The following is a 15,538-nucleotide window of genomic DNA, read 5'->3' as shown; positions in this document are numbered from 1 at the left end:
TCCTTGAGCATGGTTGCATCCCTACCAGGTGACGGTGACTTTGAGCAGGTCGGCGTACAGGCCTGCAGGCGGTACCCAGGCCAGCTTGTCGATCCGTGCATACAACGGCAGCTCGACCGAACCGCTGTCCGGCACCCGCGCCGAATGCGCCACATTCACCGCCAGCGGCTCGCGCCAGGCAGCGTCGCGGTAGAGGCGATAAGGTATGAGCCGGGCCGTGTCATCGTCACTGGCCAGAAAGCGCAACTCGCCGACGCCGCCATGCTGCCCACCATCGACGCGGACCTGATAGGGGGTGTGGGGATTGCATTCCAGGCGTGGCGGGCGCTGGCTCAGCAGCGCGCCGGTGAGCGGCGCACCAGGGCCATCCAGCCGTGCAGCAGCGCCCAGGTCGATGCGCCCAAGCGCCTGCGCCCCAGCATCGCGGGGCTGGTTGACCAGCATGCAGCCACGCTGCACCAGCACCCGCACTTCCACCAGGAAGTCCGCCGCCATTGCGCTGCTGCTCAACATAAGGCCCAACAGGGCGGCCAGGTAGCGCTCCGTCACCTTATTATCCTTGTCGATGTCTGCTGACCTGAGCGTAGCAGCGACGTGACATCACGGTACTGGCATCGAGCCATTTTTTTGTATTAGCCAAAAAGCGCTACCACCTGAAAAAAAAACCACACGACACAGAACGCATCGCCGGCATTCTCCTCAAATGGCCAAGGGCCGTTATCCCGGCGGGTATTCTGTTAAGGTGTATTCCCTTCATCCTGCCTAGACTCATGCGGCATGCATGGAAGGACACGACAGGAGCGTTTTCATAGATGATTGCAGACAGCACGCTCACCCAAGCCCTCGAGCGCTGCGCCCAGGAGCCGATCCAGCTACCTGGCAGCATCCAGCCCCACGGTTTTCTGCTGGTGCTGGACGAAACCGACATGCGGGTACTCCAGGCCAGTGAAAATGTCGAGCATTGGCTGGGCATACCGGCCAGTGAACTGATAGGTCGCGAGTTCGCCGAGCTGGTCAGCGGTGCCTTCGACTTGCGCCTGCACCTGGCCCGCCTGCCGCAGGACGAGGTCTTTCCGTTCCACATCAGCGATGTGCACCTGCGCCAGGACGCTCCATATAGTGGCAACCTGCACCTGCTGGTCCATCGTCACGACCAGGTGCTGATCGCCGAATTCGAACCCCCTCGCCTGCCGGCCGATCTTGTCGGGCAAGGCGACTACTACCCGCTGGTGCGCAGCTTCGTAGGCCGCCTGCACCAGGCCGGCAGCCTCGAGGAACTGCTGCAGCAAGCAGTGCTGCAGCTCAAGCGCATCACCGGCTTTGGCAGGGTCAAGGCCTATCGCTTCGATGCCGAAGGCAACGGCCAGGTGCTGGCCGAGGTGGCCGACCCGGGCTACCCGAGCTACCTGGGCCTGTGTTTCCCCGCTTCGGACATACCGCGCCAGGCGCGCGAGCTGTACCGAATCAACCGCATCCGCGTGATCGAGGACGCCAACTACCAGGCCTCGCCGTTGCTGCCCGCTGCCAACCCACGCACCGGCAAGCCGCTGGACCTGAGCTTTGCCGCGCTGCGCAGCGTGTCGCCAGTGCACCTGCAGTACATGCGCAACATGGGTACCCTGGCATCGATGTCGCTGTCGATCGTGGTCGACGGGAAACTCTGGGGCCTGGTGTCCTGCCACCACGAACAGCCGCGCCCGGTGGACTTGCGCACCCGTACCGCCTGCGAACTGCTGGCCAGTGTGCTGTCGCTGCAGATCGAATCGCGCGAGTCCCACGCCAACACTCGCCAGTTGCTCGAGCTGCGCCAGCACATCGTGCGCATGATCTCGTCCATGGCCGACCATGACAGTGTCGGCGACGGCCTGCGCGACTTGCCCGAAGTACTGCTGGCCTTCGCAGGCGCCCAAGGTGCCGCGGTCATTTCCGCCGAACGTTGCGACCTGATCGGCAAGACCCCTCCGGCCGCGCAGGTAAACGCCCTGGTGCACTGGCTCTCCCAGCGTGGCGAAGAGAGCGTGTTCCACAGCGACAACCTGTGCCGCGACATCGATGAACTGCCCGAGCTCGCGGCCCATGCAGGCGGTGTGCTGGCAGTGGCCATTTCGCAGATCCACTCGCACTACCTGCTGTGGTTCCGTCCCGAGCAGGTGCGCACGGTGAACTGGGCCGGGCAGCCGAACAAACAGGTCGGGCCGCAGGGCAACCTCGACCCGCGGCACAGTTTCGATAGCTGGCAGGAAAAACTGCGCGGCTACTGCGAACCCTGGCACCCGCTGGTCATCGAAGGCGTGCAGGAGCTGCGCACGGCAGTGCTGGGGATTGTCCTGCGCAAGGCCGAGGAACTGGCGCAGCTGGCTGGCGAACTGCGTCGCTCGAACAAGGAGCTCGAAGCGTTTTCCTACAGCGTGTCCCATGACCTGCGCGCCCCCCTGCGCCATATTGCCGGCTACTCCGAACTGCTCGGCGAAATCGAGGGCCAGGGCCTCAGCGAGCGCGGCAGGCGCTTTCTGCAACACATCGAGGAAGCCGCGCATTTTGCCGGAAGCCTGGTCGACAACCTGCTCAACTTCTCGCAAATGGGCCGCTCTGCCCTGCGCCTGTCCGAGGTCGACCTCAACGCCCTGGTCGAGGCCATTCGCAGCGAACTGGCGCCCGACTACCAAAACCGCGAAATTGTCTGGGACATCGCCCAACTGCCCAAGGTGGTCGGTGACCCGGCGTTCATCAACATGGCCTTGCACAACCTGCTGGCCAACGCCATCAAATACACACGTGGGCGCACCCCGGCGCGCATCGGCATCAGCGCCGTGCAACACCCGGGCGAAACCGAGATCTGCATTCGCGACAACGGCGTGGGCTTCGACATGGCCTACGCCAACAAACTGTTCGGCGTGTTCCAGCGCCTGCACCGCATGGAAGACTTCGAAGGCACAGGGATCGGCCTGGCCAGTGTTCGTCGCATCATCGAACGCCATGACGGTCGGGTCTGGGCCCATGGCAAGGTTGGCCAGGGTGCTACCTTCCACTTCACCCTCCCGCGCCACCCCGCGACCACTTGAGGCACCGCTACCATCATGCTCAAACCCATCCTGCTGGTCGAAGACAACCCACGGGACCTGGAGCTGACGCTCCTGGCGCTGGAACGCAGCCAGTTGGCCAACGAGGTCATCGTGCTGCGTGACGGTGCCGAGGCACTCGACTACCTGCTACGGCGCAATACCTATGCCGAACGTGACGATGGCAACCCCGCCGTGTTGCTGCTGGACCTGAAACTGCCAAAGGTCGACGGCCTGGAGGTGCTGAAGGAAGTGCGCGCCACCGCCGAGCTGCGCAGCATCCCGACGGTGATGCTGACGTCCTCGCGCGAGGAGCCCGACCTGCTGCGCGCCTACGAGCTGGGGGTGAACGCGTACGTGGTCAAGCCGGTGGAGTTCAAGGAATTCGTCGCCGCCATTTCCGACCTGGGGGTGTTCTGGGCGGTACTCAACGAACCCCCACCCGGCTCGCTGCGCCTGAACCGGCGTGGCAGCATCTAAGGTGGCCGCGACGATGCAGCCAACGCCGCTGAAACTGCTGATGGTCGAAGACAACTCGATGGACGCCGAGCTGACCCTGATGCGCCTGGAACGTAGCGGGTTGCAGGTGCAGGCGCAGCTGGTGTTCGACCATGCCGGTGTCGAGCAAGCCCTGAGCGAGGCCCACTACGACCTGATCTTGTGCGACTGCGTGCTGCCGGGCTCGTCCGGCACCGATGTGCTGGCCATCGCCCAGCGCCTGGCACCCGACATTCCGTTCATTTTCCTGTCTGGTATCTATGGCGAAGAACATGCGGTGGAAATGATCCGCCTGGGCGCCACCGACTATGTGCTGAAGAAGAACCTGCCGCTACTGCCCAAGGCCGTGCGCCGGGCCCTGACCGAAGTGCAGGAGCGCCAGCGCCGGCGCCGCGCCGAAGAGGCCCTGGCAGACGTCGAGGCACGTGCACGCATTGCCATCGACGCTGCCGGCATGGGCACATGGGACATGCGCCCGCAGGAAGGCCTGTTGTTGTGGGATGACCGCTGCAAGACCCTGTTCGGTCTACCCACCGATACTGAAATGAGCCTCGAGGTGTTTTACGCCGGCATCTACCCCGACGACCTGCCGCAGGTGCGCGAGGCGGTGGAACAGGCCATGTGCCCGGAAGGTGGCGGCCTGTATCGGGTCGAATTCCGCATCGCCCAACCCGACGGCCTGGAACCGCGCTGGTTGCTCAGCAGCGGCCAGAGCCGGTTCGTCAACGACCAGTGCGTGCGCTTTTCCGGGGTGTTGCAGGACATCCACACCCAACGCCTGGCCACCCAGGCACTGCGCCAGCTCAACGAAATGCTGGGGGAAAGGGTCGAGCGCCGCACCCGCGAACGCGACCGTGCCTGGGAGCTGTCGCAAGACTTGCTGGCCGTGCTCAACAAGGACCTGACCCCAGTCGCGCTGAACCCCGCCTGGGAAGCCAGCCTGGGCTTGTCCCGCGAACGTCTGAGCCAGTCGTCCTTGCTGCACCTGCTGCCCGAGCATGACCAGGAACTGATGCTCACCGAACTGGCCGCCCTCGCCCATGGTCGCACCAGCGCCCGCTTTGTCGGGCGTATCCTGGATGCCGGTGGTCTGCAGCGCTGGTTGTCTTGGGTGGTGGTGCCGGAAGACACCCTGCTGTATGTGGTGGCACGCGACATCACCAGCGAGCGCGAGGCCGCCCTGGGCCTGGCCGAAGCCAACGCCCGCCTGCGCGAGCAGATCGCCGAACGCGAACGCATCGAGGCCGCGCTGCAGCAGATGCAGCGCTTGGAAGCGGTCGGCCAGCTGACCGCCGGTGTGGCTCACGACTTCAACAACCTGCTGACGGTAATCCTCACCGGCGCCAGCTTCCTTGAGCGCGACCTGGCCAAAGCCGACCTGGAAAAGGCCAGTGCGCGGCTCAAGCACATCCGCGAAGCCGGCGAGCGCGGCGCCAAGCTGACCTCGCAGTTGCTGGCTTTCTCCCGCCGCCAGCGCCTGGAGCCGGTGGCGCTGAACCTCAACCGCACCCTGGCCGGGCTGGAAGAGTTGCTGCGCCGCACCTTGGGCGGCAATGTCTCGGTGCGCCTGGACCTGGAACCAACCCTGTGGCAGGCCTTGACCGACCCGACCCAGACCGAAATGATCATTCTCAACCTGGCGATCAATGCCCGCGATGCCATGCCCGACGGTGGCCAGCTGACGCTGTCGACCCGCAACACCCGGATCGACGCACGTCCACAGCGCCCGGAAGACCCGGACCCTGGCGAGTACGTGATGCTGAGTATCCGCGATACCGGCTGCGGCATGAGCGAAGAGGTGTTGGCCAAGGTGTTCGAACCGTTCTTCACCACCAAGGATATCGGCAAGGGTTCGGGCCTGGGCCTGGCCCAGGTATTCGGCTTCGCCAAACAGTCCGGGGGTGGCGTGCGCATCGACACCACGCCGGGGCGTGGTACGCAGGTGGCCGTGTATCTGCCGGCAGTCAAGGGTGAAGCCGTCAACGAACCGATGCCGTCGCTGCTCAGCCACTCGACTAGCGAAAGCGGTTGTAATCGCACCGTGCTGCTGGTGGATGACGACCATCTGGTACGCGACATGCTTGGTGATGTGTTGCGCCAGTACGGCTACCAGGTACGCCAGGCGCACAGTGGCGAACAGGCTTTGGCCTTGCTGGATGAGCAGATCGACCTGCTACTGAGCGATTTCGCCATGCCCGAGTTCAACGGTGCGCAACTGGCCCTGGCGGCGCGCGAGCGCTACCCGCACCTGCCGGTGGTGCTTCTTACCGGTTATGCAGAGTTGCAGGGACTGGAGTTGCCGGGCAGCCTGGTGATCCAGAAGCCGGTAAAGGCCGATGAACTGGCCCGCTTGCTGAACGAGATGCTTGGAACGGCCAGGTGACCGAACAGAGCCTTCGGCAAAACCTGTGGAAACGACAAAGCCCAGCGCTTGTATTTCCAAGCACCGGACCGAGATACGTTGAAGCAAGAAAATGGCAGGGGCGGCTGGATTCGAACCAACGCATGGCAGGATCAAAACCTGCTGCCTTACCGCTTGGCGACGCCCCTGTATCGGATGCAGCATCTGCTGCTCTGACAATTCCAACTGAGTGACAACTGGGTTGTTGTCTTGGAATGCGCGGCACTTTAACAACAAACTTTCGGTCTGTGAACCCCCTGATGAAAAAAAATTACCAAAAAACAGCGAGTTAGTCATTTTCGCGGTTGGCGAGGCGACCATCCGTCGCTTTCCGCCCGCTTGGCTTCAACACAATCGCATTCCTCCCTTCCAATCAGATGAGCCATCTGCATTGACCAAGGAGGACCCCATGCCTGTCTCCCATGATCTTTACCAGGACTTGCACTACCCGCGCGAAATCGTCCAGCAGCGCCGACAGCAGGACAAGGCACTGGACCGTCTGCTGGACGAATACATGGACATCGACAACCAGGTGCTGGCCGCCGAGTCGATTTCGGCGGGCAACTTCGAGGATGAAGACCTGCGCCGCCTTAAAGAACGTCGGCTGGCAGTGAAGTACATGATCGAGCGCCAACTGGAGCAAAAGGCCTGAACTAACCCTGCAACATGGCCAGCGTCAGGGCGTCCGGCTCACCGTCGTAGAACTGCACCAGCGCCAGCTGGAACAACGGGTTGCCGGGCGCGGCCTGGGCGAACAGGGTCAGGCACGAGCGCAGCTTGAGGTAGTCAGGGCTGCCGAGCATTTCACGGGCACTCTTGTCATGGTGCTGCAGCAGCGCAGTCACGCACGCTTGCAGGCGCGGGCCGAGCAGCGGATGAGCCAGGTAGGCACGGGCTTCGTCGATACCGGCCAGCGCATAGCGTTCGGCCATGGCGCTGTGGCCCAGGCCATCGAGCTGGGGAAACACGTACCACATCCAGTGGCTGCGCTTGCGCCCGGCCTGCAGCTCCTGCATCACCTGGTCATACACAGGGTTCTGCGCCTCTACGAAGCGCTGCAGATCAAAGTCGGCGTGCATGCTCGCCCCTCCTCGCACCGGTTCCAGCCTTTACTGTACGCCTGCATGGCGAACCTATCTCGTCAGGCGATGATTGCCGCGCACTTTCTGTATTAGTCAAAATGGCTGCCCTCGGGCAAGCTGCACCCTGCCCTGCCATCGCCCAAGGAGCTTTGCTTTTGCCTGCCTGGATCCCTACCCCGCTACGCCAGCTTGGCCAACGCCTGCGCGGCGCCGCCGCCAACCAGAGCGAATTGCTCGGCTGGTTCGAGGACAAGGCGCACAGCCGCGGTTACCAACTCAGCGACGGCCAACTCCGGGTAATCCACTGCATGGCCGAACAGCTGGCGCAGCTCGAACAAGGCCAGCCACGCAGCCTGTACCTGTACGGTTCGGTGGGCCGTGGCAAGAGTTGGCTGCTCGACGGTTTTTTCCAGGCCGTGCCGGTGCAGGCCAAGCTGCGCCTGCACTTCCATGACTTCTTCGCGCGCCTGCACCAGGGCATGCACCGCCACCGGGCGCTGGATGATGCACTGGGCGCGACCCTCGACGAGCTGGTGGGTGATTGCCAGGTGCTGTGCTTCGACGAATTCCATGTGCACGACATTGGCGATGCCATGCTGCTCACGCGGCTGTTCAATGCGTTGTTCAGCCGTGGCGTATTCCTGCTGGTGACGTCCAACTATGCACCCGAAGGGCTGCTGCCCAACCCGCTGTACCACGAGCGCTTCCTGCCGGTGATCCGCCTGATCAACAGCGCGATGGAAGTGCTGGAAGTGGGGGGCGATACCGATTTCCGCAGCCTGCCGGCCAACCGCGAACATCAGCGCTTTACCCGGGGCCACTATGTCTGGCCGGGCAATGCAGCGCAGCGCCAGGCGCTGAATGTGCCCGAGCCGCAGCCGGTGATGCTGGAAGTGAACAAGCGCCCGCTGCGCGCACTGGCGGTGGACGGCCGGCGGGTGGTGCTGGGCTTTGACGACCTGTGCGAAAAGGCCACGGCAGTGATCGACTACCTGGTGCTGGCCGGGCAATTCGATGAGTGGATCATCGATGGGCTGGATGACTTGTCGGAATGTTCCCTGGCGGCGCAGCAGCGCTTCGTCAACCTGGTGGATGTGCTGTATGACCAGGACCGGCAGGTGCTGGTGATCGGCAAGCGGCCACTGGAAGAAAGCCTGGGCGGGCCGCTTGCCGACCTGATGCGTACGCGCAGCCGGTTGGGGCAGCTGCATCAGGTAGGACCCTAGAACTGCTTTGCCCGGGCCGGCCTCTTCGCGGGCACGCCCGCTCCCACAGGTATTGCACAGTTCTGTAGGAGCGGGTTTACCCGCGAAGAGGCCAGCAAGGTCAAACCCTCAGCCAGCCCTGGGCAAATCCGCCAGCACCGCCTCGATCTCCCCCAGCACCGCCGGGTCATCCAGGGTCGAAGGCGGCACATAGTCCTGCCCGTCGGCAATCTTGCGCAGCACCGCCCGCAGAATCTTCCCGGAGCGGGTCTTGGGCAGTCGCTTCACCAACCGCACCCGGTTGAAACACGCCAACGCGCCAATCTCCTCGCGCACGCTGCCCACCAGGTCCACCAGCAACTGCGCCTCGGCAATGCCCTCGCCGTCCTTGAGCACCACCAGCGCCAACGGCACCTGCCCCTTGATCTCGTCATGCACGCCAATCACCGCGCACTCGGCCACCGCCGGGTGGCGTGCCACCAGGTCTTCCATCTCGCCGGTGGACAGCCGGTGCCCGGACACGTTGATCACGTCATCGGTGCGCCCCATGATGTAGACGAAGCCGTCATCGTCCAGGTAGCCACCGTCACCCGTGTGGTAATACCCCGGGTAAGTCCGCAGGTAAGCCTGCAGGTAACGCTCGTGGTCGCCCCAAAGCGTCTGGCTGCACCCGGGCGGCAATGGCAGGGAGATGACGATCGAGCCCTGGTGGTTCGGCCCCAGCAGGTTGCCCTCGTCATCCAGCACGCGCACGTGATAGCCCGGCACCGCCCGGTTGCTCGACCCGGGCTTCGCCGCACTGCCTTCCAGCCCTACGCAGGGCGCGGTGACCGGCCAGCCGGTCTCGGTCTGCCACCAATGGTCGTGCACCGGCTTGCCACTGACCCGTTCCAGCCATTCGTGGGTGCTGGAATCCAGTTTCTCGCCAGCCAGGAACAACTGGCGCAGCGAGCTCAGGTCGTGCTTGCGGATCAGCTCGCCCTCAGGGTCTTCCTTGCGGATGGCGCGCATGGCCGTAGGGGCGCAGAACAATGCGTTGACCTTGTATTGCTCCACCACCCGCCAGTAGGCCGAGGCATCCGGGGTGCGGATCGGCTTGCCTTCGTAGAACACCGTGGTGCAGCCGCTCATCAGCGGCCCATAGACGATCAGCGAATGGCCAACCACCCAGCCCACGTCGGATATGCCCCACCACACATCGCCGGCCTGCATGCCGTAGATATGGCGCATGGCGTAGCACAGCGCGACGGCATTGCCGCCGTTTTCCCGCACGATGCCCTTGGGTTTGCCGGTGGTGCCAGAGGTGTACATGATGTAAAGCGGATCACCCGCATCCAGTTCCACCGGTGGCACCGGCTCGGCTTTGGCCAATGCCGCCTGCCAGTCCAGGTCGCGGCCTGGCTGCAGCTGGGCACGCGCCTGCGGGCGCTGCAGCACCAGCACGTTGCGCGGCTGGTGGCGGGCCAGTTGCAGGGCACGATCGACCAGCGGCTTGTATTCGATCACCCGGTCGAACTCCAGCCCGCAGGACGCCGTCAGCAGCAGCGTCGGCCGGGCATCGTCGATGCGCAAGGCCAGTTCGTTGGCGGCAAAGCCACCGAACACCACCGAGTGCACTGCGCCAATCCGCGCGCAGGCCAGCATGGCCATGGCCGCCTGCGGCACCATGGGCATGTAGATGATCACGCCATCGCCCTTGTTCACCCCCAACTGGCGTAACAAACCGGCCAGGCGCGCCACCTCGTCACGCAGTTGGTGGTAGGTGTAGGCCTGTTGCACACCGGTCACCGGCGAGTCGTAAATCAGCGCCAGCTGCTCGCCACGGCCCTGCTCGATCTGGTGATCGAGGGCCAGGTAGCAGCTGTTCAGGCGGCCATCGGCAAACCAGCGGTGGGTACCGTCGGCATTTTCTTGCAGCGTGAGGGCCGGCTTGCGGTGCCAGGCCAGGTGCGCGGCCTGCTCCGCCCAGAAAGCGGCAGGGTCGGAAATGGAATGGGCGTAGCTGTGCTGGTAGCTCATATCGAAAGAAACCCGGTACTTGTTGTTATTGAAGGGCGAAACTTGAGTATGGACCGCTACACCCGCGCCGCCATGGGACTAAAGTCACAACCGACCTGCAAATTTGCAGACAACGCAAAAACGCCCCATAACGGTGCAAAGCCTCTAGAATAGGCCACCCCTTCAGCCACCGAGCAGCTCATGGACATCGATCAGGCCCGTACCTTTCTGGAAATCGTGCGTTGCGGCAGCCTGGTCGCCGCCGCCGAACGCCTGTTCGTGTCACAAACGGCGATCACCGCGCGAGTGCAGCGCCTGGAGCAGCAACTGGGCTGCCAGCTGTTCGTGCGCAGCCGCAACGGCGCCAGCCTGACCAGCGACGGCGAGGCATTCGTCAGTTATGCCAACCAGATGGTGCAAACCTGGGAAGCGGCGCGTCGCGACCTGCCGCTGCCCGAAGGCTGCCAGCAAGTGCTGCACGTGGGCGCTGAGGTGAGCCTGGGCAACCCGATGCTGCTCGACTGGGTCAGTGCCCTGCACCGCGAGCTGCCCAGCCATGCCATCCGCAGCGAGGTGAGCGACGGCGAATCGCTGCTGCGCAAGGTCGAGATGGGCCTGCTGGATGCCGCGCTGGTCTACCAGCCGACCTACGGCCCGGGCCTGCAGGTGGAGCAGCTGATGGAGGAAAAGCTGATCCGTGTGCGCCGGGTCGCCCAGCCAGACCCGTACATCTATATCGACTGGGGCGAAGCCTTCCGTCGCCAGCACGATGCCGCCCTGCCCGACTGCGCGCGCCCGGCGCTGAGTTTCAACCTGGGCCCGCTGGCCTTGCAGTTCATACTCGACCAGGGCGGCAGTGGCTACTTCCGCACGCGGGTAGTGCAGGCCTATCTGGACAGCGGGGTGTTCGAGCGGGTACCGCAGGCGCCGGAATTCACCTACCCGACCTTCCTGGTGTACCCGCGCAAGCGCGACAGCGAAGCCCTGCAACAGGCCTTTGCCATCCTGCGCCGGCTGGTAGCCGCCGGCGCCAGCGACTGGTCACAACGCTGGGACCCGCTTATCTGAAACCTCGGCGTTGCTGAGCAGCTGGCGCTTGAGGCCGGCGATCAGGTCGGTCTGGGTGATCACCCCCACCAACTGGTCGGCATCGAGCACTGGCAGGCAATGCAGGCCCTGTTCGCACAGCAATGGCAGCAAGCGCTCCAGCGGGTGCTGGCTGCTGACGCTGATTACCCGGCGGCTCATCACCTGCTCCATGCGCACCGCCTTGCGGCCGAACAACCCGCGCCAACTGAAGCGGCCACGCTGCATGGCCGGGCCGACCAGGTCGCTGAGGCTGACTATTCCCACCAACTTGCCCTGCTGCAGTACCGGCAGGGTTTTCAGGTGGTGGCTGGCCAGCAGTTTCCAGGCCTGCTCCAGAGTGGTGTCGGGCGTGGCGAACTGCACGTCGCGGGACATCACCGAGGCCGCGGTGATGCCGCCGAGGCTGCGCTGCAGGGCGTGTTGCTCGGTGGCCAGGATGATGCGCTCCAGTTCGTCACGGGTGACATCGACGAACTCGCCCAGTTCTTCCAGAGCCTGGTCCAGGTCTTCCCCACGGATGCCGACCCGCTCGCTGGGCAGCGGGTCATGGGTGTGGTGCAGGTCCTTGCGCGGCACCGCGCCTTTCGGGTAGCGCACGCCGGTGAGGTGGTTGTAGAGGATCGCCACCGCTACCAGGATCAGCGCGTTGAGCAGCACCGGCTCCAGCAGGTGGTCGCCCATGGCGGTAAGCCCGGGGTCGGCCAGCACCGCGCTCACCGCCACCCCGCCGCCTGGCGGGTGCAGGCAGCGCAGCAGGCACATCACCAGAATCGAGATACCCAGGGCTGCAGCGGCAACCCACAGCTGCGGGCCGAAGCCCTGGCGCATGGCCAGGCCGACCGCACCGGCCAAGGCGTAGCTGCCCAGTACAGGCCAGGGCTGGGCCAACGGGCCGGAGTGCACGGCGAACACCAGCACGGCCGAAGCCGCCAGCGGGCCGAGCAGGTGCAAGGCAATGCTGGGGCCGTAGGCCATGCTGGTCAGCCAGCCGGCGAGGAACAGGCCGAACAACGCGCCGATACCGGCACGCAACCATTCTTTGGGGGGAATATTCAGGGGCGCTGGCAACAGCCGCTGCAAACGACTTTCGAAACGCGAGGCAGGCATGTAGGTAATCGGAATCTGTAGTTTTTCTGGTTAAAAAGAAAGCCCAGCCGAGGTGGCCTGGGCCTCGTATTGCGGTTGCAATAGCACAAGGGGCTCCGTCCGTGGAGAGATGGAAACCGCAAGGTTTCGTGGGGGAATTTTGCCGGGTGGGGTGAGATTGGGCTAATTCAAAAAAATGCGGCTGTACTGCAATTTTTTTGCAGTGGTGATATGGCCAGCAAATTCCTCAAGCGCGCCGCGCAACTTGTGGGAGCGGGTTCACCCGCGAAGAATGCGACACGGTGCATGGCACCGGCTTCGCCGGTGTTCGCGGGTAAACCCGCTCCCACAGGGCCCTGGTATTACCGAGCCTTGCGCGGCAAGTCGATGCTCACCCGCAGCCCGCCCAACGGGCTATCCAGCAGCGCCAGGCGCCCGCCCCAGGCCTCGACGATATCGCGCACGATGCCCAACCCCAGCCCGTGCCCGTCTACCTGCTCGTCCAGCCGCGAGCCGCGCTCCAGCACCTGCTGCCGCTGGCCCTCGGGGATACCGGGGCCATCATCATCGACCCACACCTGGTAGCCATCGGCACTCGGCGCGATACCCAGCCGCACCTCGCTGTCGGCCCACTTGCAGGCGTTGTCCAGCAGGTTGCCGAGCAGTTCCAGGAAGTCCTCGCGGTCCCACGGCAGCAGCAGCCCGGGCGGCACATCCCTGGCCAGCAGCAGGCCCTCGCCATGGATCATGCCCAGCGTCCCCAGCAACCCCGGCAGTTCGACGTCGCAGTCGAACTGCGCGCCAGGCAGCGCATCCCCCGCCAGGCGCGCACGGTTCAGCTCACGCGCCAGGCGCTGCTGAATCTGCTCCAGTTGCTCGCGCATCTGCGCGCGAACATCCGGCAGGTCTTTCAGGCGCTCGCTGGAGGCCAGGCTCAGCAAAACCGCCAGCGGCGTCTTCAATGCATGGCCCAGGTTGCCCAGGGCATTGCGCGAGCGGCGCAGGCTGTCTTCGGTATGGCTCAGCAGGTGGTTGATCTGCCCCACCAGCGGCGCCAGTTCGCTGGGCACTTCGGCATCCAGCTGCGAGCGCTGGCCCTGCTGCAACTGGGCGATCTGCTGGCGTGCCCGCTCCAGCGGCCGCAGCGAGCGGGTCACGGTGATGCGCTGCAACACCAGCACCAGGATCAGCGCTACCAGGCCCATGCCCAGGCCGATCTGCTGCAGGCGCCGGAAACCTTCGCGTACCGGTGAATAATCCTGTGCCACGCTGATCGAGATGTCCTGGCCCAGGCGCCGGTAGTCGGCACGCAGGGCAAGCAGTTGCTGGCCTTCCGGGCCGAGTTCGTGGCTGTCGGAAAGGCCCGGCGCGGCGGGTTTGGGCATGTCCAGATCCCACAGCGACCGGGAACGCCAGGTGCCTTTATCGAAATCGATGCGGAAGTAATAGCCGGAAAACGGCCGCTGGTAGGCGGCCGAGATACGCCGCTCATCCAGCTGCAGACCCGAAGGCCCGCGCACCAGGGCCACCAGCAGGTTTTCGCTTTCCTTGCGCAGGCCATTCTCCAGGTAGCGCTGCAGGCCGACCTCGAACAACCACAGGGTCAGCTGCGCCAGCACCAGGCCGACCACCACCAGCACCGCCACCAGGCCCAGGCTCAGGCGCGCCTGGATCGACTTCACGCGGCGCTCCCGGCGTAGATGTAGCCCTGCCCGCGGCGGGTCTCGATGACGCTGCGGCCCAGCTTGCGTCGCAAGTGGTTGACGTGCACTTCCAGCACGTTGGAGTCGCGCTCGGTTTCACCGTCGTAGAGGTGCTCGGCCAGGTGGCTCTTGGACAGGATCTGCTGCGGATGCAGCATGAAGTAGCGCAGCAGGCGGAACTCGGCGGCGGTCAGCTGGATATCCACGCCGTCACGGTTCACGCACTGCCGGCTTTCGTCCAGGTGCAGGCCGGCCGCTTCCAGCGTTGGCTGGTTGGCCAGGCCACGGGCACGGCGCAACAACGCCTGGATGCGCAGCTGCAGTTCTTCGGGGTGGAAGGGTTTGCTCAGGTAGTCATCCGCCCCGGCCTTCAGCCCTTCGATACGCTCGGCCCACGAGCCACGGGCAGTAAGGATCAACACCGGCGTGGCCAGGCCGGCGGCACGCCACTGGGCCAGCACTTCCAGGCCCGGCAGGCCCGGCAGGCCAAGGTCCAGGATGATCAGGTCGTAGGGTTCGCTCTGGCCCTGATACACCGCGTCGCGGCCATCGGCCAGCCAATCCACGGCGTAGCCCTGGCGCTGCAGGCCTGCGGTAAGTTCATCGGCCAACGGTACATTGTCCTCGACAAGCAACAGGCGCATTCAGTCGTCTTCCTCGTCTTTTAGCAGGGCACCGCTGCTGGCATCGAGTTTGATCTCGCGCACCACGCCTTCAGCTGTCAGCAACTCGACTTCGTATTCGTAGCGATTGTCGTCTTCTTCCAGCTCGGCCTCCAGCAGGCGCGCCCCGGGGTGACGCCCCAGGGCGGTCTCCAACAGATGCTCGAGCGGCAGGATGATGCCCTTCTGGCGCAGTTCCAGGGCTTCGTCCTGATCAAGGTCACGGGCAACGGCCAGGGAACAGACGGCCAGCAGCGCCAGCGCGAAGTAGCGCGCCGGCCGCAGTAGGTGGATCATCAGTTGTCCCGCTCGTCCTTCAGCACTTCACCGGTCTTGGCGTCCAGCGCCACGTCCCATTCGACGTTCTGCGTGTCGCGCAGCTCGACCTTGTAGACGTAGCGACCGTACTCATCTTCAAGTTCCGAGTCGGTGACGGTGGCACCCGGGTGCTTGGCCACGGCGGCGGCCTTGAGTTCGTCCAGCGACTTGACGGTCTTGGCATTGACCAGCTTGACCACTTCGTCGGGCTGCACATCCTTGGCGATGGCGGAATGGGCGCCCAGGGCAAGGGCGGCGGCTACGGTGAACAGGGCAGTCATGCGTTTCATCGTTCTTCTCTCCTGAGAACTGTGCAAGTTGTCTACGGGGTTAAGATTAACCACCGGTCCTTAATTCAACCTGAAAACAACTGGCGCCATGATAGCGCAGGTCAGGCTGCTGTCTCGCGATCACCGAATCCTGCGCGGTCCCTGTGG

General features: G+C 64.5%; 14 protein-coding genes and 1 tRNA gene. 6 read left to right on the top strand and 9 right to left on the bottom strand.

Annotated features, from left to right (window positions below; genetic code table 11):
• Nucleotides 1-21 precede the first annotated feature (21 nt).
• Nucleotides 22-549, bottom strand: coding sequence for a Csu type fimbrial protein (locus QN085_RS09375; RefSeq protein ID WP_024086641.1), 528 nt, complete (start codon nucleotides 547-549; stop codon nucleotides 22-24).
• Nucleotides 550-812: 263 nt separating this feature from the next.
• Between QN085_RS09375 and QN085_RS09370 the strand changes: the two genes are divergently transcribed.
• The 3 genes from QN085_RS09370 to QN085_RS09360 are packed head-to-tail and all read left to right on the top strand — an operon-like array spanning nucleotide 813 to nucleotide 5,940.
• Nucleotides 813-3,062, top strand: a complete 2,250-nt coding sequence (locus QN085_RS09370; protein ID WP_013971928.1) for an ATP-binding protein — start codon at nucleotides 813-815, stop codon at nucleotides 3,060-3,062.
• A gap of 15 nt (nucleotides 3,063-3,077) precedes the next feature.
• Complete coding sequence (locus tag QN085_RS09365) at nucleotides 3,078-3,539, top strand: response regulator (protein ID WP_013971927.1); 462 nt, start codon at nucleotides 3,078-3,080, stop codon at nucleotides 3,537-3,539.
• Nucleotides 3,540-3,552: 13 nt separating this feature from the next.
• Nucleotides 3,553-5,940, top strand: coding sequence for a PAS domain-containing hybrid sensor histidine kinase/response regulator (locus QN085_RS09360; RefSeq protein WP_013971926.1), 2,388 nt, complete (start codon nucleotides 3,553-3,555; stop codon nucleotides 5,938-5,940).
• Between the two features lie 92 nt (nucleotides 5,941-6,032).
• Here QN085_RS09360 and QN085_RS09355 read toward each other — a convergent pair.
• A tRNA-Gln gene (locus QN085_RS09355) sits at nucleotides 6,033-6,107 on the bottom strand.
• Between the two features lie 260 nt (nucleotides 6,108-6,367).
• Here QN085_RS09355 and QN085_RS09350 point away from each other — a divergent pair.
• Complete coding sequence (locus QN085_RS09350) at nucleotides 6,368-6,610, top strand: DUF465 domain-containing protein (protein WP_013971925.1); 243 nt, start codon at nucleotides 6,368-6,370, stop codon at nucleotides 6,608-6,610.
• Between the two features lies 1 nt (nucleotide 6,611).
• Here the strand turns inward: QN085_RS09350 and QN085_RS09345 are convergent, their stop codons facing one another.
• On the bottom strand, nucleotides 6,612-7,037 hold the full coding sequence (locus tag QN085_RS09345; protein WP_003256418.1) for a DUF1810 domain-containing protein: 426 nt from the start codon (nucleotides 7,035-7,037) through the stop codon (nucleotides 6,612-6,614).
• Between the two features lie 158 nt (nucleotides 7,038-7,195).
• On the opposite strand from QN085_RS09345, the gene zapE reads away from it, so the two are divergent.
• Nucleotides 7,196-8,266 carry a cell division protein ZapE gene (gene zapE / locus QN085_RS09340; protein WP_031324969.1) on the top strand — a complete coding sequence of 357 codons (1,071 nt, stop codon included), beginning with the start codon at nucleotides 7,196-7,198 and terminating at the stop codon, nucleotides 8,264-8,266.
• Nucleotides 8,267-8,374: 108 nt separating this feature from the next.
• On the opposite strand, the gene QN085_RS09335 is transcribed toward zapE, so the two are convergent.
• Nucleotides 8,375-10,264 carry a propionyl-CoA synthetase gene (locus QN085_RS09335; protein WP_041506156.1) on the bottom strand — a complete coding sequence of 630 codons (1,890 nt, stop codon included), beginning with the start codon at nucleotides 10,262-10,264 and terminating at the stop codon, nucleotides 8,375-8,377.
• Nucleotides 10,265-10,444: 180 nt separating this feature from the next.
• Between QN085_RS09335 and QN085_RS09330 the strand changes: the two genes are divergently transcribed.
• Nucleotides 10,445-11,311, top strand: a complete 867-nt coding sequence (locus tag QN085_RS09330) for a LysR family transcriptional regulator (RefSeq protein WP_023663489.1) — start codon at nucleotides 10,445-10,447, stop codon at nucleotides 11,309-11,311.
• On the opposite strand, the gene QN085_RS09325 is transcribed toward QN085_RS09330, so the two are convergent.
• The 5 genes from QN085_RS09325 to QN085_RS09305 form a co-directional block, all read right to left on the bottom strand.
• Nucleotides 11,285-12,439, bottom strand: coding sequence for an HPP family protein (locus tag QN085_RS09325; protein ID WP_041506157.1), 1,155 nt, complete (start codon nucleotides 12,437-12,439; stop codon nucleotides 11,285-11,287). The two genes, QN085_RS09330 and QN085_RS09325, sit on opposite strands and share 27 nt — an antisense overlap.
• 341 nt (nucleotides 12,440-12,780) lie before the next feature.
• Nucleotides 12,781-14,100: an ATP-binding protein gene (locus QN085_RS09320; RefSeq protein WP_013971920.1), complete on the bottom strand. Its 1,320-nt coding sequence runs from the start codon at nucleotides 14,098-14,100 to the stop codon at nucleotides 12,781-12,783.
• Nucleotides 14,097-14,765: a response regulator transcription factor gene (locus QN085_RS09315; RefSeq protein ID WP_013971919.1), complete on the bottom strand. Its 669-nt coding sequence runs from the start codon at nucleotides 14,763-14,765 to the stop codon at nucleotides 14,097-14,099. The genes QN085_RS09320 and QN085_RS09315 overlap by 4 nt, the downstream gene beginning before the upstream one ends.
• Nucleotides 14,766-15,080, bottom strand: a complete 315-nt coding sequence (locus QN085_RS09310) for a PepSY domain-containing protein (RefSeq protein ID WP_013971918.1) — start codon at nucleotides 15,078-15,080, stop codon at nucleotides 14,766-14,768.
• Complete coding sequence (locus tag QN085_RS09305) at nucleotides 15,080-15,391, bottom strand: PepSY domain-containing protein (RefSeq protein ID WP_003256549.1); 312 nt, start codon at nucleotides 15,389-15,391, stop codon at nucleotides 15,080-15,082. The genes QN085_RS09310 and QN085_RS09305 overlap by 1 nt, the downstream gene beginning before the upstream one ends.
• Nucleotides 15,392-15,538 lie beyond the last annotated feature (147 nt).

It is taken from the genome of Pseudomonas sp. M2(2023), assembly GCF_030263955.1.
Taxonomy (GTDB): Bacteria; Pseudomonadota; Gammaproteobacteria; order Pseudomonadales; family Pseudomonadaceae; genus Aquipseudomonas; species Aquipseudomonas asiatica.
This window is presented reverse-complemented; position numbering and strand designations above follow the sequence as displayed.